Here is a 24,677-nt window from a genome sequence, read left to right as displayed (position 1 = left end):
AGCGCTCAGCGGCGCATGTTTCACGTGAAACAGTGCGTTTCACGTGAAACACACTCACGGGGAGCTCGATCAGCCTGACGGGCCGCCGAAGATGCCTCCGTTGCCGTTGCCGTTGCTGTTTCCACCGCCCGTTGGTTCGTCCGTGGCCGGTGGTGACTCCCCGCCGGTACTCCCGTCGGTGGTGCCACCGTCCGCCTGGCCGCCGTTGTTGTTGCACTGCCAGTCCCAGTCGGCACAGGACTCACCGGGATCGGGGCTGTCCGAGGGCGTCGGGGACGGTCCGGTGTCCGAGGGGGTCGGTGAGGGAGACTTCTCCGGCTCTTCGGTCTTCGACGGGGTCGGGCTCGGGGCGGGCGGCGGGGTCTCGCCGACGACCGAACCGATCGGCTGGGGGACCGGGAAGTTGATCACGCGCTCGCCCTTCAGGGCCTGCTCCATGTAGTCCTTCCAGATCTGCGCCGGGAACGAAGCGCCGTGGATCTTCTCCTCGCCACCCGTTCCGAACATCTCCAGGAACTCGCGCTTCTTGTTCCCTTCGTTGTCGTCGAGGCGGTACATGCTGATCGCGGTGGAAAGCTGCGGGGTGTACCCGACGAACCAGGCGGACTTGTTGCCGTCGGTCGTACCGGTCTTGCCCGCCACCTGGCGGCCGCTCAGCTGAGCCGACGTGCCAGTGCCCTTCTCGACGACGGTCCTGAGCACGTCGGTGACGTTGTCGGCGACCGATTCGTCGAAGGCACGCTTGGGCTGCGGGTCGTGCTGGTAGACGGTGCTGCCCTTGTGCTCGACCTTCTTGACCGAGTACGGATCGTTCTGCTTGCCGCTGGACGCGAAGGTGGAGTACGCGCCGGCCATGCGGATCGCGCTCGGAGAGGACGTACCGAGCGAGAAGGACGGGTAATTGGCGCTGGCCAGGCTGTTCTCCTTGATGCCGGAGGCGATGGCAGCCTCCTTCACCTTGTCCAGGCCGACGTCCATGCCGAGCTGCACATAGGCCGAGTTGACGGACTCCCGCATCGCTTCACGGAGGTCGATCTGGTAGGTCGGCGCGTTGTACGACTGGTCACCGTCGTTGGTCTGCAGCCACTCCTTGCCTTCTCGGTCCGTCCAGATGCTGTCGTTGTAGTTCTTGATCTTGAGCTTGTTCTTGCCGCTGTAGAGGCTCTTGGGATTGACGATCGTGCGCTGAGTCTCGTCCTGGACTTCCGGCCCGTCCTTGGCGCGCGTTCCGTCCTTGAACGCCGCTGCCAGCACGAAGGGCTTGAACGTCGAGCCGACCTGCGCACCGGTCTGGTCCGCGTTGTTGGTGAAGTGCTTGGTCGCGTCCTCACCGCCGTAGATGGCCTCGATCGCCCCGTTCTTCGGATCCACGGACGCGCCACCGAACTGGACGTGGGTGTCCTTGTCCTTACGCAGATTGGGTTTGATCTTGGCCTTGCGGACCTTCTCCACGGATTTCTCGAGCTCCTTGACCTTCGTCCTGTCGAAGGTCGTGTGGATCTCGTAGCCGCCCTGCTGGAGGTCGTTGGCCGTGATCTCGCCGTTGCTGTTGTTGATCACGTAGGCCTTGGCCAGGTCGACCAGGTATCCGACCTGACCACCCAGCTGAGCGTTGGAGCGAGGGTTGTGCAGCCTCGGGAATTCCCTGTACTTGTTCCGGACCTCGGCGGTCAGGTGCCCGTCCTTGACCTCTTCGTCGAGGATCCAGTTCCAACGCTTGGTGGCACGATCGCGGTTTGCCTGCGGCGAGGCCGCCGGGTCGACCTCGGGGGCACCCGCCGGGTCGTAGTACGTGGCGCCCTTGAGGACCGTCGCCAGGAGCGCGCACTGGCTGGGGTTCAGGTCGGCGGCGTCCTTGTCGAAGTAGGCGCGGGCGGCGGCCTGGATGCCATAGGCCCCACGGCCGTAGTAGGCGGTGTTGAGGTACCCCGCCATGATCTCTTCCTTGGGGACCGTCCGGCCGACCTTTATGGAGATGAAGAGCTCTTTGAACTTACGCGTGAACGTCTGCGACTGGTCTCCCAGGCGTGCGTTCTTCACGTACTGCTGAGTGATGGTCGAGCCACCCTGGGTCTCGCCGCCCTTGGCCATGTTGACCAGGGCACGCGTGATGCCCATGGGGTCGACGCCCTTGTCGTCCTCGAACGTCTTGTTCTCGGCCGAGATGACGGCGGTGCGCATCGCCTCGGGGATCTTGTCGTAGTCGATGATCTGGCGGTTCGTCTCACCGCCGGTCGCGACCATCTGCTTGCCGTCGGCCCAGTAGTAGACGTTGTTCTGCGCCTTGGCCGCTTCGTCGACCTTCGGCACCTCCACCAAGGCGTACGCGATCCCGGTGATCGCCATCAGGCTGCCGAGGAAGCCGACGAACAGGCCGGTGACCAGACGCCAGGACGGAACCCAGCGCCGCAGACCATCCTTGTTCGCACGCGGGTAGTCGATGAACCGCTTCTTGCGGGGCTCGTGACCGCCACGGCCTCGGCCGCGGCCCGGCCCGTTCGGGCCACCACCGCCGCGCCGACCGCCGCCACCGGCTCCTTCGGCCGCTCTGCGGCGGCCTCCGCCCGCGCCGACAGCACCACTGCGCTGCGCGGCACGACGGGCCTCGGCACGGCCGCCGTAGGACCGGTCCCCGTCGTCAGGGGCCCCTGATCCGTGCGAGCCGGTTGAGGAAGTGGGCGATCCAGTGGCGCCACGCGGTGCCGCGCGGCGACCCGACGACGCGCCTGGGACGCCGCGTCTGGCCGCGGCGCGTCCGCCGCCCTGCGGCTGCGGCGGTTTGCGACGGTGCTCGCTCATCGAACGATTACTCCTCGGGCAGGCGCAGGTATCCGCGCCTGGAAACGGCGGCTGGTTTCCGGTCCCCCCGAAGTACGGATGCGCCCTTCTCAGCGCTCATCCGCACTACACCAGGGACAACGACGCCCTCACGCGTCACTTGGTTCCCGGCGGTCTGCATGGCGCACAGACTACGCACCGTCAAAACCCTCTTAGGGCAGAAGTTCACCCCAAATCAGGCAAGTTACTTCCTACGAATCGGTGATGTGACGCCGTTCACCGTTTCCCCCCTTGCCCCAGCAGGAAGGCCGTTCTATCGTCTCGATGTATCGAGTCGATACATCAGCTCGGCATAAAGACCGTGTCGACAGACGCTGGCAGACGGGAGGCGAAGATGAGCAGACGCTCCGGCATCCTCGAGTTCGCCGTGCTCGGCCTGCTGCGCGAGTCCCCGATGCACGGCTATGAGCTGCGTAAACGGCTCAATACATCGCTGGGAGTGTTCCGCGCCTTCAGCTACGGGACGCTCTACCCCTGCCTCAAGACGCTGGTCGCCAACGGCTGGTTGATCGAGGAATCGGGCGGCACCCCGGAGGAGGCCCTCGCGGCCCCCCTCTCCGGGCGCCGCGCCAAGATCGTCTATCGGCTGACGGCGGAAGGTAAGGAGCACTTCGAGGAGCTGCTCTCACAGACCGGCCCCGACGCGTACGAGGACGAACACTTCGCCGCCCGCTTCGCCTTCTTCGGGCAGACCTCGCGGGACGTACGCATGCGGGTGCTCGAGGGGCGTCGCAGCCGCCTCGAGGAGCGTCTGGAGAAGATGCGCGCCTCCCTGGCCCGTACCCGGGAGCGCCTGGACGACTACACGCTTGAGCTGCAGCGGCACGGAATGGAGTCCGTGGAGCGCGAAGTGCGCTGGCTGAACGAGCTCATCGAGAGCGAGCGCGCGGGGCGGGACCAGCAACGGTCCGCCCCGGACAGCTCCGCTCAGCACGACAGCACATCTGGGGAGTCGGGCGGCCTGCCCCGGCGGCGGGACTTGAACCCGCCGCCGGATCCGTCCGATGACACCGCCAAGTGAGGCCCCGCGGTCCGCAGGGTCTCATCCGGAATACACAGATCACACAGGGAGCAACCGGAATGGGTTCGGTTCGCGTAGCCATCGTCGGCGTGGGCAACTGCGCCGCCTCGCTGGTCCAGGGCGTCGAGTACTACAAGGACGCAGACCCGGACACCAAGGTCCCGGGCCTGATGCACGTCCAGTTCGGCGAGTATCACGTCGGCGATGTCGAGTTCGTCGCCGCGTTCGACGTGGACGCCAAGAAGGTCGGGCTCGACCTCTCTGACGCCATCGGCGCCAGCGAGAACAACACCATCAAGATCTGCGACGTGCCGAACAAGGGCGTCACCGTCCAGCGCGGCCACACCCACGACGGTCTGGGCAAGTACTACCGCGAGACGATCGAAGAGTCCGCCGAGGCCCCCGTCGACGTCGTCCAGATCCTCAAGGACAAGCAGGTCGACGTCCTCGTCTGCTACCTGCCGGTGGGTTCCGAGGACGCCGCGAAGTTCTACGCGCAGTGCGCCATCGACGCCAAGGTCGCCTTCGTCAACGCTCTCCCGGTCTTCATCGCCGGCACCAAGGAGTGGGCCGACAAGTTCACCGAGGCGGGCGTCCCGATCGTCGGCGACGACATCAAGTCGCAGGTCGGCGCCACCATCACGCACCGCGTGATGGCGAAGCTGTTCGAGGACCGCGGTGTCCGTCTCGAGCGCACGATGCAGCTCAACGTCGGCGGCAACATGGACTTCAAGAACATGTTGGAGCGCGACCGCCTCGAGTCCAAGAAGATCTCGAAGACGCAGTCCGTCACCTCGCAGATCCGCGACCGTGACATGGGCGCCGACAACGTCCACATCGGCCCGTCCGACTACGTCGCGTGGCTCGACGACCGCAAGTGGGCGTACGTCCGCCTCGAGGGCCGCGCCTTCGGTGACGTCCCGCTGAACCTGGAGTACAAGCTCGAGGTCTGGGACTCCCCGAACTCGGCGGGTGTCATCATCGACGCCCTGCGCGCCGCGAAGATCGCCAAGGACCGCGGCATCGGCGGCCCGATCCTCTCCGCGTCCTCGTACTTCATGAAGTCCCCGCCGGTGCAGTACTTCGACGACGAGGCGTACGAGAACGTCGAGAAGTTCATCAAGGGCGAGGTCGAGCGCTAGCGAGACACAGAGGGGCGCGCTAAAGCCCGCCGCTTGAACAGCTGTTGAGGGTCCTCGGGCAATCCGCCCGGGGACCCTCCTCGTATGTGAGGCTGTGCCCCATGGCTGTCGTCGGTGACCTGCGCATACTGCTGCGCCTGCGGGACTTCCGGCGCCTGCTCGCCGTGCGGCTGATCTCCCAGGGCGCGGACGGCGTCTATCAGGTGGCCCTCGCCACGTACGTCGTCTTCTCGCCGGAGAAGCAGACCTCGCCGGGCGCGATCGCCTCCGCGATGGCGGTGCTGCTCCTGCCGTACTCACTGATCGGCCCCTTCGCCGGCGTGCTCCTCGACCGCTGGCCACGCCGTCAGGTCTTTCTGTACGGCAACCTGCTGCGGACCGCCCTTGCCTCGGTGACCGCGGTGCTGATGCTGAGCGGCGTGCCGGACTGGCTCTTCTACGCCTCCGCGCTCTGCGTCACGGCCGTCAACCGTTTCGTCCTCGCCGGGCTCTCGGCGGCGCTGCCGCGCGTGGTCGACGACGAGCGCCTGGTGATGGCCAACTCCCTCTCACCGACCGCGGGGACGCTGGCCGCCACCGTGGGCGGCGGCCTCGCGTTCGTCGTACGCCTGGCGGGCTCAGACTCGGACGCGGCGGTCGTCCTGCTCGGGGCCGCCCTGTACCTCTGCGCGGCGCTCGCCTCGCTGCGGATGGCGCGTGACCTCCTCGGCCCGGACCCTGAGTTGGTGCGGCCACGGCTCGGCGCGGCGCTCTCCGGTACGGCGCGGGACCTGATGGCCGGGGTGCGGCATCTGTCGCAGCGGCGCCCGGCCGCCCGCGCGCTCCTCGCGATGACACTCATGCGGTTCTGCTACGGCGCCCTGACGGTCATGGTCCTGATGCTCTGCCGGTACGCCTGGTCGTCCTCGGAGTCCGACGGGCTCGCCCTGCTCGGGCTCGCGGTGGGCGTCTCCGGGGCGGGCTTCTTCGCGGCGGCCGTGGTGACTCCCTGGGCGGTGAACCGGCTGACGGCCGGCGGCTGGATCGTCACCTGCGCGGGCGCCGCGGCAATCCTGGTACCGGCGCTCGCCCTCCCCTTCACACCGACCCCGCTACTCATCGCCGCGTTCCTGCTGGGGCTGACGACACAGGGGGCGAAGATCGCCACGGACACGGTGGTGCAGTCGGCGGTGGACGACAGCTTCCGTGGCCGGATCTTCTCGGTCTACGACGTCCTGTTCAACGTCGCCTTCGTCGGCGCGGCGGGAGTAGCCGCGCTGATGCTGCCGCCTGACGGGCGATCGGTGCCGCTGGTGGTCACGGTGGCCGTTATCTACGCAGCAATTGCTGCCGCTATGGCCAGATTTGACGCGCAGTAAGTGTCACATCAATGCCACAGAGCCCCTCTGGGCTACAGAGTTGTCGCTGCGTCCCTATAACTTACGGACGTCGTATCCGCGCCATAGCGCTTCCGTTCGAGGGGGACCCCCAAAGTGACTACTCCGCCCCAGGGCCAGAATCCGTACGGCCAGGGCGTGCAGCCGCACCCCGGCCAGCCGGGACAGCCGGGCCAGCCCGGCGTTCCGCAGCAGCCCTACCCGCCGTACAACCAGGGGGCGCCAGTTCCTCCTCCGGCCGCGCCGAGCGGTGGTGGGCGCGGCAAGAAGCTCATGCTGCGCATCGGCGGCTTCATCGTTGTCGCCATCCTCATCGCTGCCGGTAAGTGGTACTTCGGCCAGAGCGACGCCGAGACCACCGCTGTCGGCGACTGCCTGCACAACAAGGGCACCCAGTCGCAGCCGGATCTGAAGAACACCGACTGCTCCTCCAGCGACGCCGAGTTCAAGGTCATCGAGAAGTTCGACGACACGAGCAGCGTCAGCAAGTGCGAGACGGTCAAGGGGACCGAGGTCTCCTACTACCAGACCGGCGGCAGCCACGATGTCGTGCTCTGCTTGAAGTCCGCGAAGTAACGACGTACGCGAAGGGGGCACTGTTTCACGTGAAACAGTGCCCCCTTCGCATGTCCGGATCCGGTGCGATGTTTCACGTGAAACATCGCACCGTGCCTCATCTCACTCCTGTGCGGCCCACCACTCCCTGAGCGCCGCGATCGCCGCGTCGCGCTCCATCGGCCCGTTCTCCAGCCGCAGCTCCAGCAGGAACTTGTAGGCCTGGCCGATCACCGGGCCCGGCCGCACATCCAAGATCTCCATGATCTCGTTGCCGTCCAGGTCGGGGCGGATCGAGTCCAGCTCCTCCTGCTCCTGGAGCCGCGCGATGCGCTCCTCAAGGCCGTCGTACGCACGCGACAGCGCATTGGCCTTGCGCTTGTTGCGCGTCGTGCAGTCGGACCGGGTCAGCTTGTGCAGCCGATCGAGGAGAGGGCCCCCGTCGCGCACGTAGCGGCGTACGGCCGAGTCCGTCCACTCGCCCGTTCCGTAGCCGTGGAAGCGCAGGTGCAGCTCCACCAGGCGCGAGACGTCCTTCACGAGCTCGTTCGAGTACTTGAGCTCCGTCATCCGCTTCTTGGTCATCTTGGCGCCCACCACCTCGTGGTGGTGGAAGGAGACCCGGCCGTCGTCCTCGAAGCGCCGCGTCCGCGGCTTCCCGATGTCATGCAGCAGCGCCGCGAGCCGCAGCGTCAGATCCGGGCCGTCCTCCTCCAGCGCCATGGCCTGTTCAAGGACGATCAGCGAGTGGTCGTAGACGTCCTTGTGGCGGTGGTGCTCGTCACTCTCCAGACGCAGCGCCGGGAGCTCGGGCAGCACGTGCTCGGCGATGCCTGTGTCGACAAGTAGAGCCAGTCCCTTCGCCGGGTACGGCGAGAGGATCAGCTTGTTCAGTTCGTCACGGACACGCTCCGCGGAAACGATGTCGATCCGCTCGGCCATCGCCTTCATCGCGGCGACGACCTCCGGAGCCACCTCGAAATCGAGCTGCGCGGCGAACCGCGCGGCCCGCATCATTCGCAGCGGGTCGTCGGAGAAGGAGTCCTCCGGGGTGCCAGGAGTACGCAGGACCCGCTCCGCCAGGTCATCGAGCCCTCCGTGCGGGTCGATGAACTCCTTCTCCGGGAGAGCGACGGCCATCGCGTTGACGGTGAAGTCGCGGCGTACGAGGTCTTCCTCGATGGAGTCGCCGTACGACACCTCGGGCTTGCGCGAGGCCCTGTCGTACGCCTCGGACCGATATGTCGTGACTTCGATCTGATAGCCGTCCTTCTGGCTCCCGACCGTGCCGAAGGCGATCCCGACCTCCCACACCGAGTCCGCCCACGGCCTGACGATCTTCAGTACGTCCTCAGGGCGGGCATCGGTCGTGAAGTCCAGGTCATTGCCGAGCCGGCCAAGGAGCGCGTCTCTGACCGACCCACCGACCAGGGCAAGGGAGAACCCGGCCTCCTGGAATCGGCGGGCAAGGTCGTCCGCGACAGGGGACACACGCAGCAGTTCACTGACCGCGCGGCGCTGCACCTGGCTCAGTGCGCTGGAATTTTCTTCATTGGCGTTCGGCACAACAGAAAAGGGTACGTGCCCCGGACGCCCCCAGCCGCCCCGTTTTCGGCGGGGCCTCCGAGGCCGCGCGCCCCTCTCCGGCCAGGTCTTCCGATCATGTGGAGCAGTCCGCGGCACTTCGCCACAGCGCACCTCGTTACCATGCGTGGACGCACAACCGACGACCACTGACGACGACGAGGACGGGCAACGCGTGGCCGAGGCGGCAGACTTCCCGGGGACCAGTCCCTCACCTGCCCGCCGGTGGCTGCGGCGTACGGCAGCGTTGCTGGCCGGCGCCCCATTGCTGGCCGGCATGCTGCAGCTGTCGGCGGAGCCGACCGCGCACGCCGCGACGCCGAGCGCGCCGGCGGACGCCACCGGTTCGAACACCGTCGACGTCTCACTCAACAAACTCACACCGACCGCCCCGTCGGAAGGTGACACGCTCACCGTTTCCGGCACGGTCACCAACGAGGGCAAGCAGGCGGTGACAGGGGCCGAGGCCGGGCTGCGACTGGGGCCGACCCTGAACGGCCGGAGCCAGATCGACTCCGCCGCCAAGCGCACCGGCTACCAGCCGGGAGCCGACGGCACGGAGGTCGGCGGCAAGTACGTCAAGAAGTTCTCCAAGCTGGCCCCCGGCGCCCGCCAGGAGTTCAGCATCTCCGTCCCAGTCAAGGCCCTGGACCTCGGCGCCGACGGCGTCTACCAGCTCGGTGTCTCCCTCACGGGCCGGACCGCCGCCCAGCCGTGGTCCCAGGTGCTCGGCTTCGAGCGGACCTTCCTGCCCTGGCAGCCGGGCGCCGCCGGCACGAAGACCAAGACGACCTATCTGTGGCCGCTCATCTCCACCGCGCACCTCACGGCGGAGACCGGCTCGGACGAGCAGCAGACGCCCGTCTTCACGGACGACGACCTGGCCAAGGAGCTCGCGCCGGGCGGCCGCCTGGAGCAGATGCTGTCCCTGGGCAGCAAGCTCGATGTCACCTGGGTCATCGATCCCGACCTGCTCGCCTCGGTCGACGCGATGACGCGGAACTACCGGGTGCAGACCGCCGACGGCAAGAGCACCACGGCGGGCAAGAACCAGGCGGTCGCCAAGGAGTGGCTCAACAAGCTCGAGCAGACCGTGAAGGACAAGAAGGTCGTCGCGCTGCCCTTCGCCGACCCCGACCTGGCCTCGCTCGCCCACAACGGCAAGGCCGTCACCGGATACCTCGGCCAGCTCAAGGACGCCACCGATGTGGGTGCGGAGGCCGTGGAGGTCATCCTCCACGTCAAGCCGCAGTCGGACTTTGCGTGGCCCGTGGACGGCGCACTCGATCCGTCGATCGTCGATGTCTCCACCTCGGCGGGCGCCCACTCGGTGATCGCCCGCAGCGACAGCCTGCGTGAGGGCGACGCGCTGCCGTACACGCCCAACGCCGCCCGGCCCATCGGCGGCGGCACGACGGCCGTGGTGGCCGACGCACGCCTCTCCACGGCCTTCCAGGGCGACATGACGGGGGCCGAGAACTCCACGCTCGCCGTTCAGCAGTTCCTCGCCCAGAGTCTGATGGTCACGCTGCAGGACCCGGACAGGCAGCGCAGCATCGTCGTCGCCCCGCAGCGCATGCCGTCCGCCAGCCAGGCCCAGTCGATGGCGAAGGCGATGACCACACTCTCCGACGAGCGCTGGTCGGAGCCGCAGGGCCTGTCGACGGCGGCGAAGGCGAAGCCGGACCCATCGGCCACGACCCAAGTGCCGTCGGCCAAGTCCTATCCGGCATCGCTGCGCAAGCAGGAGCTGCCGCAGTCGGCCTTCAAGTCCATTCAGAACACCCAGAGCAAGCTCAACCGCTTCCAGACGATCCTCAGCGAGCCCGACCGCGTCATCACGCCCTTCGGGCGGGCCATAGACCGCGAGATGTCGACGTCCTGGCGGGGCAGGGCAGCCGAGGCGGCGACATTCCGCCAGGGCGTGGAGAACTACCTGACCACGCTCATCGAGCAAGTGGCGCTGATCAAGAAGTCCGACGCGAAGCTCTCGGGGCGCAGCGCGACGATCCCGGTGACGGTGCAGAACAACCTGGTCCAGGGCGTCGACCACATGGTTCTGCGCCTGACGTCGGAGAACCCCACACGCCTGAAGATCGGTGGCAAGGCCTACTACGAACAGCCGGTCAAGGTCGCGGGCGGCCACGCCCAGTCGGTGAAGTTCACCACCACGGCCAACGCCAACGGCCCGGTCCCGGTCTACGCCCAGCTCTACACCGAGGACGGCCAGCCGTACGGCGAACGGGTCAAGTTCGACGTGAACGTCACCGAGATCACCCTCACGGTGATGCTGGTCATCGCGGGCGGCGTGCTGCTCCTCGTGCTCGCCGGGTTCCGCATGTACACGCAGCGCAAGCGGGCCGCCCGGCAGCAGGCCGAGGAGGGCCCGGACGACGGACCCGACGGCGAGTCCGGCCCGGAGTCGGGGGAGGACGACCCCGAGCAGCCGAGTGACCCGACACCGGACACCGCTCCGGAAAGCACCGACCCGTCGGACACGGGTGAGAGAGTGGACCGTTGAGCGATGTCGTGGCCGGTGGGCCCGGGGACGATGAGGTGGGGTAATCCATGAACGCGCCGTACGACGGTGACCGTGGCCAGGGCGCGGGCGGTTCCGGTCCCCCCGAGGACGGGCAGGTGCCACCCCAGCCTGCCTCGGATGCCCCGGATGTGTACCTCCAGGACGCCTACGACCAGGACCCCTACCGCGCACAGGACCTCGCCGCCCAGGACCCGGTGACCGAGGCGCTCTACGACCGCGCCGCGCACCCCCCGCCGCCGCCCGGCTACTACCAGGACCCCCAGCCGCTCTACGCCCAGCCGCCGTCCCCCCAGCACGCCCCGGACCCCCGCGTGTGGGCACAGACCCCGGCCCCCGAACCCGAAGGCCCGACCCGGCACCTCCCGTACGGCGACGACGCCCGTACGACGCAGTTCGTGGGCGTCGACGACCTGGTCACCCATTCCGGCGAGGAGCGCCACGAGCCGGACGCCTTCGCTCACCTCTTCCGGGACCAGCAGCCGGGCGGCTACAGCGAGCAGCCCGGCGGCTACCAGCAGGACGGATACCCCCAGAGCAACGGATACCCCCAGGGCAACGGCTACCAGCAGCCCGGCGGCTACCAGCCCCCCGAGCCTCCGATGGTCCCGGCCCCGGCAGCTCCCCCGGCCCCCGCCCCGGCCCCGAAGTCGGGCGGCGGCGGACGGGCGGCGAGCCTGCTGAAGTCGAGCGCGGTGATGGCCGCGGGCACGATGGTCTCCCGGCTCACCGGTTTCGTACGCACCATGGTGATCACCGCGGCCCTCGGCGCCGCGACACTCGGTGACGCCTGGACCGTCGCGTACACGCTGCCGACGATGATCTACATCCTGACCGTCGGCGGTGGCCTCAACTCGGTCTTCGTGCCGCAGCTGGTGCGCGCCATGAAGGACGACAAGGACGGCGGCGAGGCATACGCCAACCGACTGCTGACCCTCGTCATGGTCGCGCTCGGTCTCATCGTGGCCCTGGCCGTCTTCGCGGCGCCGCTGCTGGTCAAGCTGATGTCGACCCCCATCGCGAACAACCCACCGGCCAACAACGTCGCGGTCACCTTCGCCCGCTACTGCCTGCCCACCATCTTCTTCATGGGCGTGCACGTGGTGATGGGCCAGATCCTCAACGCCCGTGGGAAGTTCGGCGCGATGATGTGGACCCCGGTCCTCAACAACATCGTCATGATCTTCACGTTCGGCCTGTTCATCTGGGTCTACGGAACGTCCGGTGACTCGGGCATGCGGGTCGAGAACATCCCGGCGGACGGTGTCCGTCTCCTGGGCATCGGCACCCTGCTCGGTCTGATCGTCCAGGCCCTGGCGATGATCCCGTATCTGCGCGAGACGGGGTTCCGGTTCCGGCCCCGCTTCGACTGGAAGGGCCACGGCCTCGGCAAGGCGGTCAAGCTCGCCAAGTGGACGGTGCTCTTCGTCCTCGCCAACCAGGCCGGCGTGCTCGTCGTCACCCAGCTGGCCACCGCCGCGGGCAAGGCCTCCGGCAAGGACGGCACGGGCATCATGGCCTACTCCAACGCCCAGCTGATCTGGGGCATGCCACAGGCCATCATCACCGTTTCCGTCATGGCGGCCATGCTGCCCCGCATCTCGCGGGCGGCCCACGACAACGACCCCGGCGCGGTCCGCGACGACATCTCACAGGGCCTGCGCACCTCCGCGGTGGCGATCGTCCCGGTCGCCTTCGCGTTCGTCGCCCTCGGCGTCCCGATGTGCACCCTGCTGTTCGCCTCCAGCGGCAGCCAGGCCGCCCAGTCCATGGGCTTCGTCCTGATGGCGTTCGGCCTGGGGCTGATCCCGTACTCGGTGCAGTACGTCATCCTGCGTGGCTTCTACGCCTACGAGGACACCCGGACGCCCTTCTACAACACGGTCATCGTGGCCGCCGTCAACGCGGCGGCGAGCGCCCTCGCCTACGTTCTCCTGCCCGCCCAGTGGGCTGTGGTCGGCATGGCCGCCTCGTACGGCCTCGCCTACGCGGTCGGCGTCGGTGTCGCCTGGCGCAGGCTGCGCAACCGCCTCGGCGGCGATCTGGACGGCACCCACGTCCTGCGTACGTACGCCCGGCTCGCCATGGCGTGCATTCCGGCGGCGATCCTCGGCGGCGCCGCGGGCTACGGAATCCTCAAGGCTCTGGGCGACGGCGCCGGCGGTTCCCTGATCGCCTTGGTCGCCGGTGGAATCATTCTCGGCGGTGTCTTCTTCGTGGCCGCCCGAAAGATGCGGATTGCGGAGCTCAATTCCATGGTCGGAATGGTCCGCGGCCGTCTCGGACGGTGAGATCCAGGGGTTCGCACAACCATCACCGGCCACCGCGTGTCGTGCATAGCGCCGGACTGTGGGCACAATTGGCTTTGGCGTCTGACGAAGCGCAACGGATGGGGAGGCAGGAACGACGGTGGCGGAACGGAGCACGGCTGCCGTCGACGTGGCAGACAACAGCGGCGATGAGCCGCTGACCGCGAAGGCGGACGAGGCCACGGCCGACGGGGTGGCCCAGACCCGGGAGCGGGAAACGGCAGAAGAAGGCACAGCGGAGACCGAGGAGCCCACGAGCCCGGGGGCGGCATCACCCCCCGAGCTGCACAGCGGTCACAAGCTCGCCAGACGCTATCGACTCGAAGAGTGCGTCACCCGTCTGGACGGTTTCAGCAGCTGGCGTGCGGTGGACGAGAAGCTCCGCCGGGCCGTCGGTGTGCATCTCCTGCCGGCCGACCATCCGCGGGCACGATCGGTGCTGGCCGCGGCCCGCTCGTCGGCGCTGCTCGGCGACCCCCGCTTCGTCCACGTCCTGGACGCGGTCGAGGAGAACGACCTCGTCTACGTGGTGCACGAGTGGTTGCCCGACGCCACGGAACTGACCGCGCTGCTCGCCGCGGGCCCTCTCGAGGCGCACGACGCGTACCAGCTCGTCACCCAGGTCGCCCAGGCCATGGCGGCCGCCCACCGCGAGGGCCTCGCCCACCTGCGGCTGACCCCGAGCGCGGTGCTGCGGACGTCCTCCGGTCAGTACCGCATCCGCGGCCTCGCCGTGAACGCGGCGCTGCGCGGCATCAACTCCGACACCCCGCAGCGCACGGACACCGAAGCGGTCGGCGCGCTCCTGTACGCCTCGCTGACCCAGCGCTGGCCCTACGAGGACGACGCGTACGGCCTCTCAGGGCTGCCCAAGGGCGTCGGCCTGATCGCCCCCGACCAGGTGCGCGCAGGCGTGCACAGGGGCCTCTCCGAGCTCGCCATGCGCGCGCTCGTGAACGAGGGCGCGACAGCCTCTCGCCAGGAGCCGCCGTGCACGACGCCGGAGGAGCTGGTCAAGGCGATCGGTGAGATGCCCCGTATCCGCCCGCCGGAGCCCGCGTTCACCGCACCGCCCGAGTACCAGCGCACGACCTATCAGCAGGGCACGTACGGCCGTACCGCGCCCCGTCCGGGCGTCACCCAGCCGGTTCCGACCCCGCCGCCCCCGCTGCAGAGCCGCACCGGCAAGGCCCTCAAGTGGGCCGTGTCCGCACTGCTCATCGCGGCCTTGGGGCTCGGCAGCTGGCAGCTCGCGGACGCGCTGATGGACCGGAAGAACTCCGATGACCCCGGAAACGCGGACACCTCGGACGAGGGCGACAAGAACAAGCCGAAGCCCACGCACCCGATCAAGATCGAGGACGGCGCGGAGTATGTCCTCGAGGGCGGCCCCCAGGATCTGCAGGGCGTCCCCAACACGTACGACGGCGACGACTCCACGTACTGGCGGTCCAAGAGCTTCATAGAGGGCCCCAAGCTCGCTCCGTACAAGCCCGGCGTCGGTATCGTCTACGACCTCGGCAAGGAGCAGGACGTCTCGACCGCGTCGCTCGGTCTCCGCTACCCCGGCGACCACACGACGATCGAGCTGTACGCCGCGGACTCGATGTCCTCGTCGACGCCTCCGAGCTCGATGAAGAAGATCGGCACCGTCACGACCACGGGTCAGAGCGCGAAGATCAAGGCGAAGAAGCCCGTCTCGACGCGGTACGTACTGGTCTGGCTCACCGAGGTACCGCAGTCACCGCGTGATGAGTACAGCAGCCCTGGGTACAAGCAGGCCATCACGGATGTGAAGTTCACAGGCTGAGGCCGAGGCTCACGGGGGAGGGGGGTTCGAACGGTGGACGACACCACGCACGGCGAGATGAGCGATCAGGACCTCCTGGCCCGCCACGTGGCTGGGGACAAGGACGCCTTCGGCGAGCTCGTCCGGCGCCATCGCGACCGCCTGTGGGCCGTGGCCCTGCGCACGCTGGGCGACCGCGAGGAAGCCGCTGACGCCGTCCAGGACGCTCTGGTCTCCGCCTACCGCGCCGCCCACACCTTCCGCGGACAGTCAGCCGTCACTACGTGGCTGCACCGGATCACCGTGAACGCCTGCCTCGACCGGGCACGCAAGGCGGCGTCCCGCAAGACCTCTCCCATCGACGACACCGAACGGCTCGAGCAGCTCCTCGAACCGCACGAGTCAGCGGCGGCCCCTGTAGAGCGCGGCGATCTGCATCGCGAGCTCGTCGAGGCGCTCGGCACCCTGCCGTACGACCAGCGCGCCGCCCTCGTCCTCGTGGACATGCAGGGCTATCCGGTGGCCGAGGCGGCCCGCGTGCTCGAGGTACCCACCGGCACCGTGAAGAGCCGCTGCGCACGCGGCAGAGCCAGACTGCTGCCGCTGCTCACCCACCTGCGTACGGAACCCCGTAAGCAGCGCGGAGACAGCGGCGACGACGACGAAGGCAAGAAGTCGGACCCGGAAAGGAACCGGACGCAGGGGACATCCGTCCCACCTGCAGCGGGACCACGGGATGCGGGACCAAGCGATTCAGCTGCTGTGAAGGGCGGAGGTGGGCGAGCGTGACAACCACGACCGACTCGGCCGGGCACCCAGAAGTCGCTGAGATCTCCGACCTCACGGAGGGTCTGCTCACCCCGTCCCGCACCGCCGATGTGCGGCGGCATCTTGATGACTGCTCGCTCTGTGCTGACGTCTACGACTCCCTGGAGGAGATCCGCGGCATGCTCGGCACTCTGCCGGGACCGCCACGGATGCCGGCCGATGTCGCCGGGCGTATCGACGCGGCACTGGCGGCGGAAGCGCTGCTGGACTCCATCGCACCCGGCTCCGTCGAGATCGCGCCCGGCTCCGTCGAGTCGGTCGATCCGGATCCAGCGCCACAGCCGACAGCCGCCGCGCGTGTTTCACGTGAAACAACGCCCGCCTCCGTGGAACGCCCCGCCTCCGTGGAACGCCCCGAGCCCGCTGACCGGCCCGCGGGACACCCCCGCGCCTCCACGGGACCCGGACGCAGGAGCCGATTCAGGGGCGGCCGTCGACGCAACGTAGTGCTCGGCGCCGTCTTCACAGCGGCCGCCATCGGTCTCGGTTCCTTGTTGATTCACAACGTGGGCAACGACTCGGCCGGGAGGGACGACACAGCTTCGGGCCACACCGACTCCGCGCGCGCCTTCTCCGAAGGCACGCTCAAGGGCCAGGTGACGGACCTGCTCTCCAAGGCGCCCACCAAGGGACCCGACTCCTCCGGCAGCGACGAGCCGTCCTTCGGCGTGCGGTCCAGCCCGGAGTCCCCGAAGGACCAGAAGCTGCGCGAGGCCACGGTCACCGTCCCGAAGTGCATCCAGCTCGGCATCGGCGACAGGACACCGCTCGCCGCCGAAGAGGGCACCTATCAGGGGAAGGACGCCTACCTCGTCGTGGCGTCCCACGACTCCGACGCCACGAAGGTCTCCGCCTATGTCATCGACGCGACGTGCGTGGACAAGGCGTCGTCGGCCACGGCCGCGGGCAAGGTACTGCTGACCAACTCCTACGCGCGGCCCTGACCCTCTCACCACTGCGGCGGGAGACTCGGCTCAGCGTGGCATCCTGACGTCCCTGACATGCTTCCGTGCGCTCGGACACGTCGGGAATGCATGCCCCGTAGGATCCGTTGGGTGGGGTGAGAGACCTGAGACAGGCACCCGCCAGCAGTACGCAGCAGTCTCCAGAGACGAGGAATCAAGCCGTGACCGACGTCCGTAACGTGATCATCATCGGCTCCGGGCCCGCCGGCTACACGGCGGCGCTCTACACCGCGCGAGCGTCGCTGAAGCCCCTGGTGTTCGAGGGCGCCGTCACCGCGGGCGGTGCGCTGATGAACACCACCGAGGTGGAGAACTTCCCCGGCTTCCAGGACGGCGTCATGGGCCCCGAGCTCATGGACAACATGCGGGCCCAGGCCGAGCGCTTCGGCGCCGAGCTGGTGCCGGACGACGTGATCGCCGTCGACCTCAGTGGCGAGATCAAGACCGTGACGGACACGGCGGGCACCGTCCACCGCGCGAAGTCCGTCATCGTGACGACGGGCTCCCAGCACCGCAAGCTCGGCCTGCCGAACGAGGACGCGCTCTCCGGCCGCGGCGTTTCCTGGTGCGCGACCTGTGACGGCTTCTTCTTCAAGGACCAGGACATCGCCGTGATCGGCGGCGGCGACACCGCGATGGAGGAGGCCACCTTCCTCTCGCGCTTCGCCAAGTCCGTGACGATCGTGCACCGCCGCGACAGCCTGCGTGCCTCCAAGGCGATGCAGGAGCGCGCCTTCGCCGACCCGAAGATCAGCTTCGTCTGGGACAGCGAGGTCGCCGAGATCAAGGGCGAGCAGAAGCTCTCCGGCCTGACGCTGCGCAACCTGAAGACGGGCGAGACCTCCGAGCTGCCCGTGACCGGCCTGTTCATCGCCATCGGCCACGACCCGCGCACAGAGCTCTTCAAGGGTCAGCTCACGTTGGACGACGAGGGCTACCTGACGGTCGACGCGCCCTCGACCCGGACGAACGTGCCCGGCGTCTTCGCCGCCGGTGACGTCGTCGACCACACGTACCGCCAGGCGATCACTGCGGCCGGTACCGGCTGCTCCGCTGCCCTGGACTCCGAGCGGTTCCTCGCTGCCCTCGTGGACAGCGAGACGGCCGCAGCCACCGTCTGACATCCCATCCTCCCTACCGCACCACCGAGTTAAGGAGCCCGCCGTGGCCGGCACTCTGAAGAACGTGACCGACGCCTCCTTCGAGGAAGACGTCCTGAAGAACGACAAGCCCGTCCTGGTGGACTTCTGGGCCGCTTGGTGCGGACCGTGCCGCCAGATCGCGCCTTCCCTCGAGGCGATCGCGGCCGAGCACGGCGACAAGATCGAGATCGTCAAGCTCAACATCGACGAGAACCCGGGCATCGCAGCCAAGTACGGCGTCATGTCCATCCCGACCCTGAACGTGTACCAGGGCGGCGAGGTGGCCAAGACGATCGTCGGTGCCAAGCCGAAGGCCGCGCTGGAGCGCGACCTCGCGGACTTCATCGCCGAGTAACGAGCGGCGCCGCGACAAGCGACGCGTTGTTTCACGTGAAACACGAATGGGCCAGCCCTCCTGGGCTGGCCCATTCGCATGACTAGGGCGAGGGTGAGGCAGTGCGCGGCCCGGCGTGAGTCAGAGCGGCCGAAGCACAGGTTCTTTCTGCACCGCCCCCAGCAGCCGGTCGAGCGCCAACTCGACGTCCTCCTTCCAGGAGAGCGTCGTACGCAGTTCGAGCCTCAGCCGTGGGTACGAGGGGTGCGGACGGACCGTCTTGAAGCCCACCGCCAGCAGATGATCGGCGGGCAGCACACAGGCGGGCTTCTCCCATCGGGCATCCCCGAAGGCTTCGATCGCCTTGAACCCCCGACGCAGCAGGTCCTTCGCGACTGTCTGGACGATGACCCTGCCGATCCCCTGGCCCTGATAGCCCGGCATGATCCAGGCGGTCATCAGCTGCACGGCATCGGGGGACACCGGGCTCGTCGGGAAGGCGGTGGCCCGAGGCACGTACGCCGGCGGGGCGTACAGCACGAAGCCCACCGGTACATCATCGACGTAGACGACTCGACCGCAGGACCCCCACTCCAGTAGGACGGCGGAGATCCACGCCTCCTTCTCGAGCTCCGGCGTACCGGCCTTTACCGCGGCCTGGCCGCTGACCGGGTCCAGCTCCCAGAAGACACACGTCCGGCAACGCTGGGGAAGGTCCGGAAGGTTGTCCAGCGTGAGCGGTACGAGCCGACGCCCCATGAAGGCTGTTCCTCACTTCCTTCGCCCGCCGCATCACGGGCGGCAGTCAGAGCGCTCCGTTCCTTCAGCAGGCTGCCGACGAATCCGCCGACGGCTCCCAGCCCAAGGCCCGCAGTCATCAGTCCGGTGCGGCTCACCGATCGCATGGCCCTCCCCTCCCCAATGAGGTGCCGTCAGCTGGATGTGCCATACCCAATCGCATCGTATCCACGATGCGATTGCACCGATACCGTAGGAAAGCAAAGAGCGGGCCGTGTTCCGGCACAGACCGGACACGGCCCGCTCTAGGCGGACTGATTGCTGAGGCTCAGGCCTCTTCGCCTTCGGACGTGTCGTCCTCGGCGGAGTCCTCGGCGAGCCCGTTCTTCAGGACCGGCCCTTCACCCGGGGCAAGCGTCGCGAGGATGCGCTCCAGGTCCTCCAGCGAGGCGAAGTCGACGACGATCTTGCCCTTCTTCTGCCCCAGGTCCACCCTCACCCGGGTTTCGAACCGGTCGGAGAGACGAGTGGCGAGGCTGGTCAGCGACGGCGACACCCGAGCACCCGCCCGCGGCCCCTTGGCCCGCGGAGTGCTCTGCGGCCGCGACCCCATGAGGGTCACGATCTCCTCGACGGCCCGCACCGAGAGCCCCTCGGCCACGATCCGATGCGCCAGACGGTCCTGCTCCTCCGAGTCCTCCACGGACAGCAGAGCACGGGCATGGCCCGCGGAGAGCACCCCGGCAGCGACCCTGCGCTGAACCGCCGGCGACAGCTTCAGCAGCCGGAGCGTGTTCGATACCTGCGGGCGGGAGCGGCCGATCCGGTCCGCCAGCTGGTCGTGCGTGCAGTTGAAGTCCTTGAGCAGCTGGTCGTAGGCCGCAGCCTCTTCCAGCGGGTTCAGCTGCGCACGGTGCAGGTTCTCCAGGAGCGCGTCCAGGAGGAGCTTCTCGTCGTCCGTCGCGCGGACGATCGACGGGATGCGCTCGAGTCCTGCCTCACGGCAAGCCCGCCAGCGCCGCTCGCCCATGATGAGCTCGTAGCGCGAAGGCCCTACCTGCCGTACGACGACAGGCTGGAGAAGCCCGACCTCCTTGATGGAGGTCACCAGCTCGGCGAGAGCGTCCTCGTCGAAGACCTCACGAGGCTGCCTCGGGTTGGGCGTGATGAAGTCGAGAGGCAGCTCGGCGAAGTGCGCGCCGACCGGACTCTCCTCGGCCTCCACCGCTCCGTTCAGCGGCTGTTCCGTTTCATGTGAAACGGGGCTCTGCGGGAGCGCCGCCACCTTCGCGGCCGCCACCCCCCGCTCGGCCGCGAGTACCGGTACAGCGCTGGGCGAGGCCGAAGCTCCGCCCATGGCCTGGGCGGCCGACTTCTCCGTCGGGGCCGCAGGGATCAGGGCGCCGAGGCCACGACCCAGCCCTCTCCGTCGCTCGCTCACTGCATCCCCTCCGTCATACTGTGCTGATCATTCTGAGCGCCCATCTGGGCGTGCTGTACGTCGTAGCGAATGCCGACGCCGCGGAGCGCGATCTCCCGTGCCGCCTCGAAGTACGAGAGGGCACCGCTCGATCCCGGATCGTAGGTCAGCACGGTCTGCCCATAGCTCGGCGCCTCGGAGATACGGACGGAGCGGGGAATGCTCGTCCGCAGGACCTCTTCGCCGAAGTGGCTGCGCACCTCGTCCGCCACCTGTGAGGCGAGCCGGGTCCGGCCGTCGTACATGGTGAGCAGGATGGTCGAGACGTGCAGATGGGGGTTGAGGTGCCCCCGCACCAGGTCGACGTTGCGCAGGAGCTGACCGAGCCCCTCCAGTGCGTAGTACTCGCACTGGATGGGGATCAGCACCTCCGCGCCGGCAACCAGGGCGTTGACCGTCAGCAGACCGAGCGACGGCGGGCAGTCGATGAGGATGTAGTCCAGCGGCTGCTCGTACGCCTGGATCGCCCGCTGCAGTCGGCTCTCCCGAGCCACCAGCGACACCAGCTCGATCTCCGCACCGGCGAGATCGATGGTGGCCGGGGCGCAGAAGAGTCCCTCGACATCGGGGACCGGCTGTACGACTTCGGAGAGCGGCTTACTCTCGACCAACACGTCGTAGATGGACGGTACTTCGGCGTGGTGGTCGATACCCAGAGCCGTGGAGGCGTTGCCCTGCGGGTCGAGGTCGACGACCAGGACGCGCGCGCCGTGCAGAGCGAGTGAAGCGGCGAGGTTGACGGTTGTCGTCGTCTTGCCCACTCCACCCTTCTGGTTGGCAACCACCATGACTCGGGTCTGCTCGGGTCGTGGCAGGCCTTCGCCTGCACGGCCCAGGGCTTCCACCGCCAGTTGGGCAGCACGACCGATAGGGGTGTCGTCCATCGGGGGCGGTGTTTCACGTGAAACATCCTCCCCCGCCGACTCGGTACGGGGACCGGGGACCGGATCGGTCATCGGTCCCGCGATGTTGGCGTCGGACCGCAAGGATTCACTCTCCTCGACTTCAGGCTCGCAATGAACAGAGCCTCCCATGCTTTGAGGGTCGTGAACCAGCGAGGCCCGGTCTTCTGTGGACGAATCCACCTCTGTGGACAACTCCGTTCCCTTATCGAGGGAACCGAGTGGCCGACGCTCGCGAGGTTCCGCAGCGCGGCCGCGACTGATGATGCCATGCAGCAGTGAGCGACGTTTCACGTGAAACACGATGCACGGCAGCCGGGGTGCCGCTTGCGCGACACCCCGGTATGCGTACGTTTGGCAGCTTTTGTGGAGTACGGGTCGTCGTCAGGACGGATCAACGACGAGAGTTGGGGACGCTCCCCAACGAGGGTCGGGGGCTCTCCCCAAGGAGGGCTGGAACCGCTCACCGAAGAGGGCGCGGTCGCTCAGCGGCGACGCCGCGTCCGCCCCGTACGGGCAGCCTTCGCGCGCTTGGCCGCGAAGCGAACACCGCCGGGGCTCTCCCCGACCTCGACCCGCACGACCGTGGACAGCGGGTCCACCACGCCCTCACCGACATGCAGCACCGAGGTGGTCACCGCGCCGAGCTTGCTCAGCGCGGCCCCCGCGGCCTTGACCTCTTCCTCGGCCGTGTCGCCCTTGAGCAACAGCATCTCCCCGTAGGGGCGCAGGAGCGGCACCCCCCAGGCCGCGAGCCGGTCCAGTGGCGCCACGGCCCGCGCGGTCACCACGTGGACGGGAGGCAGCTTGCCAAGGACCTCCTCGGCCCGCCCCCGCACGACGGTCACGTGGTCGAGTCCGAGCAGCTCGACCACTTCGGTGAGGAAGGTGGTCCGCCGCAGCAGCGGTTCAAGCAGCGTGATCTTCAGGTCCGGCCGGACGAGAGCCAGCGGAATGCCCGGCAGACCCGCCCCCGAGCCGACATCGCACACGATCACGTTCTCGGGCACGACCTCGGAGAGGACCGCGCAGTTCAGCAGATGCCGCTCCCACAGCCGAGGCACTTCGCGAGGGCCGATCAGGCCGCGCTGCACTCCCGCGTCGGCCAGCAACTCCGCGTACCGGACCGCGTCCGAGAAGCGCTCACCGAATACCGCCCGGGCCTCTTCGGGCGCCGAGGGGAGCTCCGCTGCCTCCGTCACGGGGACCGTCCTTCCGTACCGCACTGGGGGTGGCTGACTATCAGGCTGACAAAGACCGGCCCCGCCTGCGAACAGACGGGGCCGGGGAAACGACGTGCGATCAGGCGGGAAGCACGACGACGAAGCGCTGCGGCTCCTCGCCCTCGGACTCGCTGCGCAGACCGGCGGCCTTGACCGCATCATGCACGACCTTGCGCTCGAAGGGCGTCATCGGCTTGAGGTTGACCGGCTCACCGGAGCTCTTCACCTCGGCCGCGGCCTTGGCACCCAGCTCGGAGAGCTCCTCGCGCTTCTTGGCGCGGTATCCCGCGACGTCCAGCATGAGGCGGCTGCGGTCACCGGTCTCGCGGTGCACCGCGAGACGCGTCAGCTCCTGGAGCGCCTCCAGGACCTCACCGTCACGGCCGACGAGCTTCTGCAGATCGCGGCTGTTCGAGTCGCTGATGATCGAGACAGCGGCGCGGTCGGCCTCGACGTCCATGTCGATGTCGCCGTCGAGATCGGCGATGTCCAGCAGACCCTCGAGGTAGTCCGCCGCGATCTCGCCCTCCTGCTCAAGACGGGTGAGAGTGTCGCCGGCCTCGACCTCGACCTCGGCGGGGGCGGTGGTGCCTTCCGTCACGGGATGGACTCCTTCTACTTCTTGGACGGGTGCTTGGGCCGCTGCTGGCCCTTGCGCTGCCCCGACTTGGCTTGGCGTGCGTTACCTGACCCGGACTTGCCGCCCGCGGGCTTGCCCTTGGGAGCGGCGTCCTCAGGCTCGTCCTGAGTCTTCTCCAGTGACGTCTTCGCATCCGAAGCCGTCTCCGAGTCGCTCTCCGCCTTGCTGTGTGCGGCGGCGGACTGGCGCTGCGACTTGCTCTGGCGCTTGGGCTGCTGCCGCTTCGGGGCACCGCCGCCGGCGGCGGTGGCGCCGTCCTCGGTCTCCGTGGCGACAGTGGAGTCGCTCTGCGCGACGGAGCCGTCGGCCTGGGCCACCAGGCCCGCCTTGCTCAGACCGTTGATGAACTTGCGCTCGAACTCATTGCGGTCACGGCCCTTGGCGACGATCGCCTTGATGACGTTCACATTGCCGCGGCCCCGCACCTTGTTGTGGTGCGTGACCTGCTTCTGCAGACGCTCCAGGAACGCGGCCTGGGCCTTGGAGCCGGGAGTCGGGTTCCGGCGGATCACGAACATCTGCTGACCCATGGTCCACACGTTGGTGGTCAGCCAGTAGACGAGGACACCGACGGGGAAGTTGATGCCGAACACGGCGAACATGATCGGGAAGACGTACATCAGCATCTTCTGCTGCTGCATGAACGGCGTCTTGACCGTCGTGTCCACGTTCTTCGTCATCAGCTGGCGCTGCGTGAAGAACTGCGACGCCGACATCAGGATGATCATGATCGCGGTGACGACGCGGACATCGGTCAGCGAGGCGTGGAGCGCCTGGACCTTTTCCTCGCTGTCCATGAACTTCGCGGCCAGCGGGGCGCCGAAGATGTGCGCCTTCTGCGCGCTCTCGAGCAGCGGCTTGTCGATGACGCCGATGGTGTCGTTCGACGCGATGCCGGAGAGCACGTGGTACAGGGCGAAGAAGAACGGCGACTGCGCCAGGATGGGAAGGCACGAGGAGAGCGGGTTCGTACCCGACTCCTTGTACAGCTTCATCATCTCTTCGGACTGACGCTGCTTGTCGCTCTTGTAGCGCTCCTGGATCTTCTTCATCTCGGGCTGCAGCGTCTGCATCGCCCGGGTCGCCTTGATCTGCTTCACGAAGAGCGGGATCAGGCAGATACGGATCAGGATCACCAGGGACACGATGGACAAGCCCCAGGCCCAGCCCGTGTCAGGACCGAAAATGGCCCCGTACAGCGAGTGGAACTGGACGATGACCCAGGAAACGGGTGTCGTGATGAAGCTGAACAGACTGGCAATCGTGTCCACT

The 24,677-nt window shown here is 68.0% G+C and carries 19 protein-coding genes; 11 read left to right on the top strand and 8 right to left on the bottom strand.

The window, feature by feature from the left end; genetic code table 11:
- Positions 1 to 69: 69 nt before the first annotated feature.
- Complete coding sequence (locus ACWGI2_RS26915; protein WP_453698092.1) at positions 70 to 2,799, bottom strand: transglycosylase domain-containing protein; 2,730 nt, start codon at positions 2,797 to 2,799, stop codon at positions 70 to 72.
- A gap of 373 nt (positions 2,800 to 3,172) precedes the next feature.
- On the opposite strand from ACWGI2_RS26915, the gene ACWGI2_RS26910 reads away from it, so the two are divergent.
- The 4 genes from ACWGI2_RS26910 (at position 3,173) to ACWGI2_RS26895 (ending at position 6,953) form a co-directional block, all read left to right on the top strand.
- On the top strand, positions 3,173 to 3,859 hold the full coding sequence (locus ACWGI2_RS26910; RefSeq protein WP_453396725.1) for a PadR family transcriptional regulator: 687 nt from the start codon (positions 3,173 to 3,175) through the stop codon (positions 3,857 to 3,859).
- A gap of 59 nt (positions 3,860 to 3,918) precedes the next feature.
- On the top strand, positions 3,919 to 5,001 hold the full coding sequence (locus ACWGI2_RS26905) for an inositol-3-phosphate synthase (RefSeq protein ID WP_453396726.1): 1,083 nt from the start codon (positions 3,919 to 3,921) through the stop codon (positions 4,999 to 5,001).
- Between the two features lie 101 nt (positions 5,002 to 5,102).
- Positions 5,103 to 6,359: an MFS transporter gene (locus ACWGI2_RS26900; protein WP_453396727.1), complete on the top strand. Its 1,257-nt coding sequence runs from the start codon at positions 5,103 to 5,105 to the stop codon at positions 6,357 to 6,359.
- 114 nt (positions 6,360 to 6,473) lie between these two features.
- The gene (locus tag ACWGI2_RS26895) at positions 6,474 to 6,953 is read left to right on the top strand and encodes an LppU/SCO3897 family protein (RefSeq protein WP_453698091.1); all 480 of its coding nucleotides are present in this window, start codon (positions 6,474 to 6,476) and stop codon (positions 6,951 to 6,953) included.
- A 102-nt stretch (positions 6,954 to 7,055) separates the two neighbouring features.
- Here the strand turns inward: ACWGI2_RS26895 and ACWGI2_RS26890 are convergent, their stop codons facing one another.
- Positions 7,056 to 8,498, bottom strand: a complete 1,443-nt coding sequence (locus tag ACWGI2_RS26890; protein WP_453698090.1) for a CCA tRNA nucleotidyltransferase — start codon at positions 8,496 to 8,498, stop codon at positions 7,056 to 7,058.
- Between the two features lie 193 nt (positions 8,499 to 8,691).
- Here ACWGI2_RS26890 and ACWGI2_RS26885 point away from each other — a divergent pair, with 193 nt between their 5' ends.
- The 7 genes from ACWGI2_RS26885 to trxA all read left to right on the top strand — a co-directional run bounded on the left by ACWGI2_RS26885 (position 8,692) and on the right by trxA (position 18,443).
- A complete protein-coding gene (locus ACWGI2_RS26885) occupies positions 8,692 to 11,037 on the top strand; it encodes a DUF6049 family protein (protein WP_453698300.1) in 2,346 nt (781 codons plus the stop codon).
- Positions 11,038 to 11,084: 47 nt separating this feature from the next.
- The gene (gene murJ, locus ACWGI2_RS26880; protein WP_453698088.1) at positions 11,085 to 13,346 is read left to right on the top strand and encodes a murein biosynthesis integral membrane protein MurJ; all 2,262 of its coding nucleotides are present in this window, start codon (positions 11,085 to 11,087) and stop codon (positions 13,344 to 13,346) included.
- Positions 13,347 to 13,464: 118 nt separating this feature from the next.
- Positions 13,465 to 15,174, top strand: a complete 1,710-nt coding sequence (locus tag ACWGI2_RS26875; RefSeq protein ID WP_453698086.1) for a protein kinase family protein — start codon at positions 13,465 to 13,467, stop codon at positions 15,172 to 15,174.
- A 33-nt stretch (positions 15,175 to 15,207) separates the two neighbouring features.
- Positions 15,208 to 15,942 (top strand): RNA polymerase sigma factor SigM, encoded by a 735-nt coding sequence (gene sigM, locus ACWGI2_RS26870; protein WP_453698085.1) that lies wholly within the window; start codon positions 15,208 to 15,210, stop codon positions 15,940 to 15,942.
- A complete protein-coding gene (locus ACWGI2_RS26865) occupies positions 15,939 to 16,925 on the top strand; it encodes a hypothetical protein (RefSeq protein ID WP_453698083.1) in 987 nt (328 codons plus the stop codon). The genes sigM and ACWGI2_RS26865 overlap by 4 nt, the downstream gene beginning before the upstream one ends.
- 182 nt (positions 16,926 to 17,107) lie before the next feature.
- Positions 17,108 to 18,067, top strand: a complete 960-nt coding sequence (trxB, locus tag ACWGI2_RS26860) for a thioredoxin-disulfide reductase (protein WP_453396733.1) — start codon at positions 17,108 to 17,110, stop codon at positions 18,065 to 18,067.
- Between the two features lie 43 nt (positions 18,068 to 18,110).
- On the top strand, positions 18,111 to 18,443 hold the full coding sequence (gene trxA, locus ACWGI2_RS26855) for a thioredoxin (protein ID WP_135332065.1): 333 nt from the start codon (positions 18,111 to 18,113) through the stop codon (positions 18,441 to 18,443).
- Positions 18,444 to 18,563: 120 nt separating this feature from the next.
- On the opposite strand, the gene ACWGI2_RS26850 is transcribed toward trxA, so the two are convergent.
- The 6 genes from ACWGI2_RS26850 to yidC all read right to left on the bottom strand — a co-directional run bounded on the left by ACWGI2_RS26850 (position 18,564) and on the right by yidC (position 24,676).
- On the bottom strand, positions 18,564 to 19,181 hold the full coding sequence (locus ACWGI2_RS26850; protein ID WP_160506106.1) for a GNAT family N-acetyltransferase: 618 nt from the start codon (positions 19,179 to 19,181) through the stop codon (positions 18,564 to 18,566).
- Between the two features lie 307 nt (positions 19,182 to 19,488).
- Positions 19,489 to 20,601, bottom strand: coding sequence for a ParB/RepB/Spo0J family partition protein (locus ACWGI2_RS26845; protein ID WP_453698081.1), 1,113 nt, complete (start codon positions 20,599 to 20,601; stop codon positions 19,489 to 19,491).
- The gene (locus tag ACWGI2_RS26840) at positions 20,598 to 21,674 is read right to left on the bottom strand and encodes a ParA family protein (protein WP_453396735.1); all 1,077 of its coding nucleotides are present in this window, start codon (positions 21,672 to 21,674) and stop codon (positions 20,598 to 20,600) included. Before ACWGI2_RS26840 ends, ACWGI2_RS26845 begins: the two co-directional genes overlap by 4 nt.
- A 353-nt stretch (positions 21,675 to 22,027) precedes the next feature.
- Positions 22,028 to 22,744 (bottom strand): 16S rRNA (guanine(527)-N(7))-methyltransferase RsmG, encoded by a 717-nt coding sequence (gene rsmG, locus ACWGI2_RS26835; RefSeq protein ID WP_453396736.1) that lies wholly within the window; start codon positions 22,742 to 22,744, stop codon positions 22,028 to 22,030.
- A gap of 100 nt (positions 22,745 to 22,844) precedes the next feature.
- Positions 22,845 to 23,366 (bottom strand): Jag family protein, encoded by a 522-nt coding sequence (locus ACWGI2_RS26830; RefSeq protein ID WP_453396737.1) that lies wholly within the window; start codon positions 23,364 to 23,366, stop codon positions 22,845 to 22,847.
- A 14-nt stretch (positions 23,367 to 23,380) separates the two neighbouring features.
- Positions 23,381 to 24,676 carry a membrane protein insertase YidC gene (gene yidC / locus ACWGI2_RS26825; protein WP_453396738.1) on the bottom strand — a complete coding sequence of 432 codons (1,296 nt, stop codon included), beginning with the start codon at positions 24,674 to 24,676 and terminating at the stop codon, positions 23,381 to 23,383.
- Between the last annotated feature and the right edge of the window lies 1 nt (position 24,677).

It is taken from the genome of Streptomyces sp. NPDC054866 (assembly GCF_053610745.1).
Note: the sequence above shows the minus strand (reverse complement) of the source record. Positions and strands in the feature narration are given on the sequence as shown.

Coding starts and splice junctions, on each gene's coding strand:
- ACWGI2_RS26915 (WP_453698092.1), bottom strand. CDS start 2,799: ATGAGCGAGCACCGTCGCAAACCGCCGCAGCCGCAGGGCGGCGGACGC.
- ACWGI2_RS26910 (WP_453396725.1), top strand. CDS start 3,173: ATGAGCAGACGCTCCGGCATCCTCGAGTTCGCCGTGCTCGGCCTGCTG.
- ACWGI2_RS26905 (WP_453396726.1), top strand. CDS start 3,919: ATGGGTTCGGTTCGCGTAGCCATCGTCGGCGTGGGCAACTGCGCCGCC.
- ACWGI2_RS26900 (WP_453396727.1), top strand. CDS start 5,103: ATGGCTGTCGTCGGTGACCTGCGCATACTGCTGCGCCTGCGGGACTTC.
- murJ (WP_453698088.1), top strand. CDS start 11,085: ATGAACGCGCCGTACGACGGTGACCGTGGCCAGGGCGCGGGCGGTTCC.
- ACWGI2_RS26850 (WP_160506106.1), bottom strand. CDS start 19,181: ATGGGGCGTCGGCTCGTACCGCTCACGCTGGACAACCTTCCGGACCTT.
- ACWGI2_RS26840 (WP_453396735.1), bottom strand. CDS start 21,674: ATGGGAGGCTCTGTTCATTGCGAGCCTGAAGTCGAGGAGAGTGAATCC.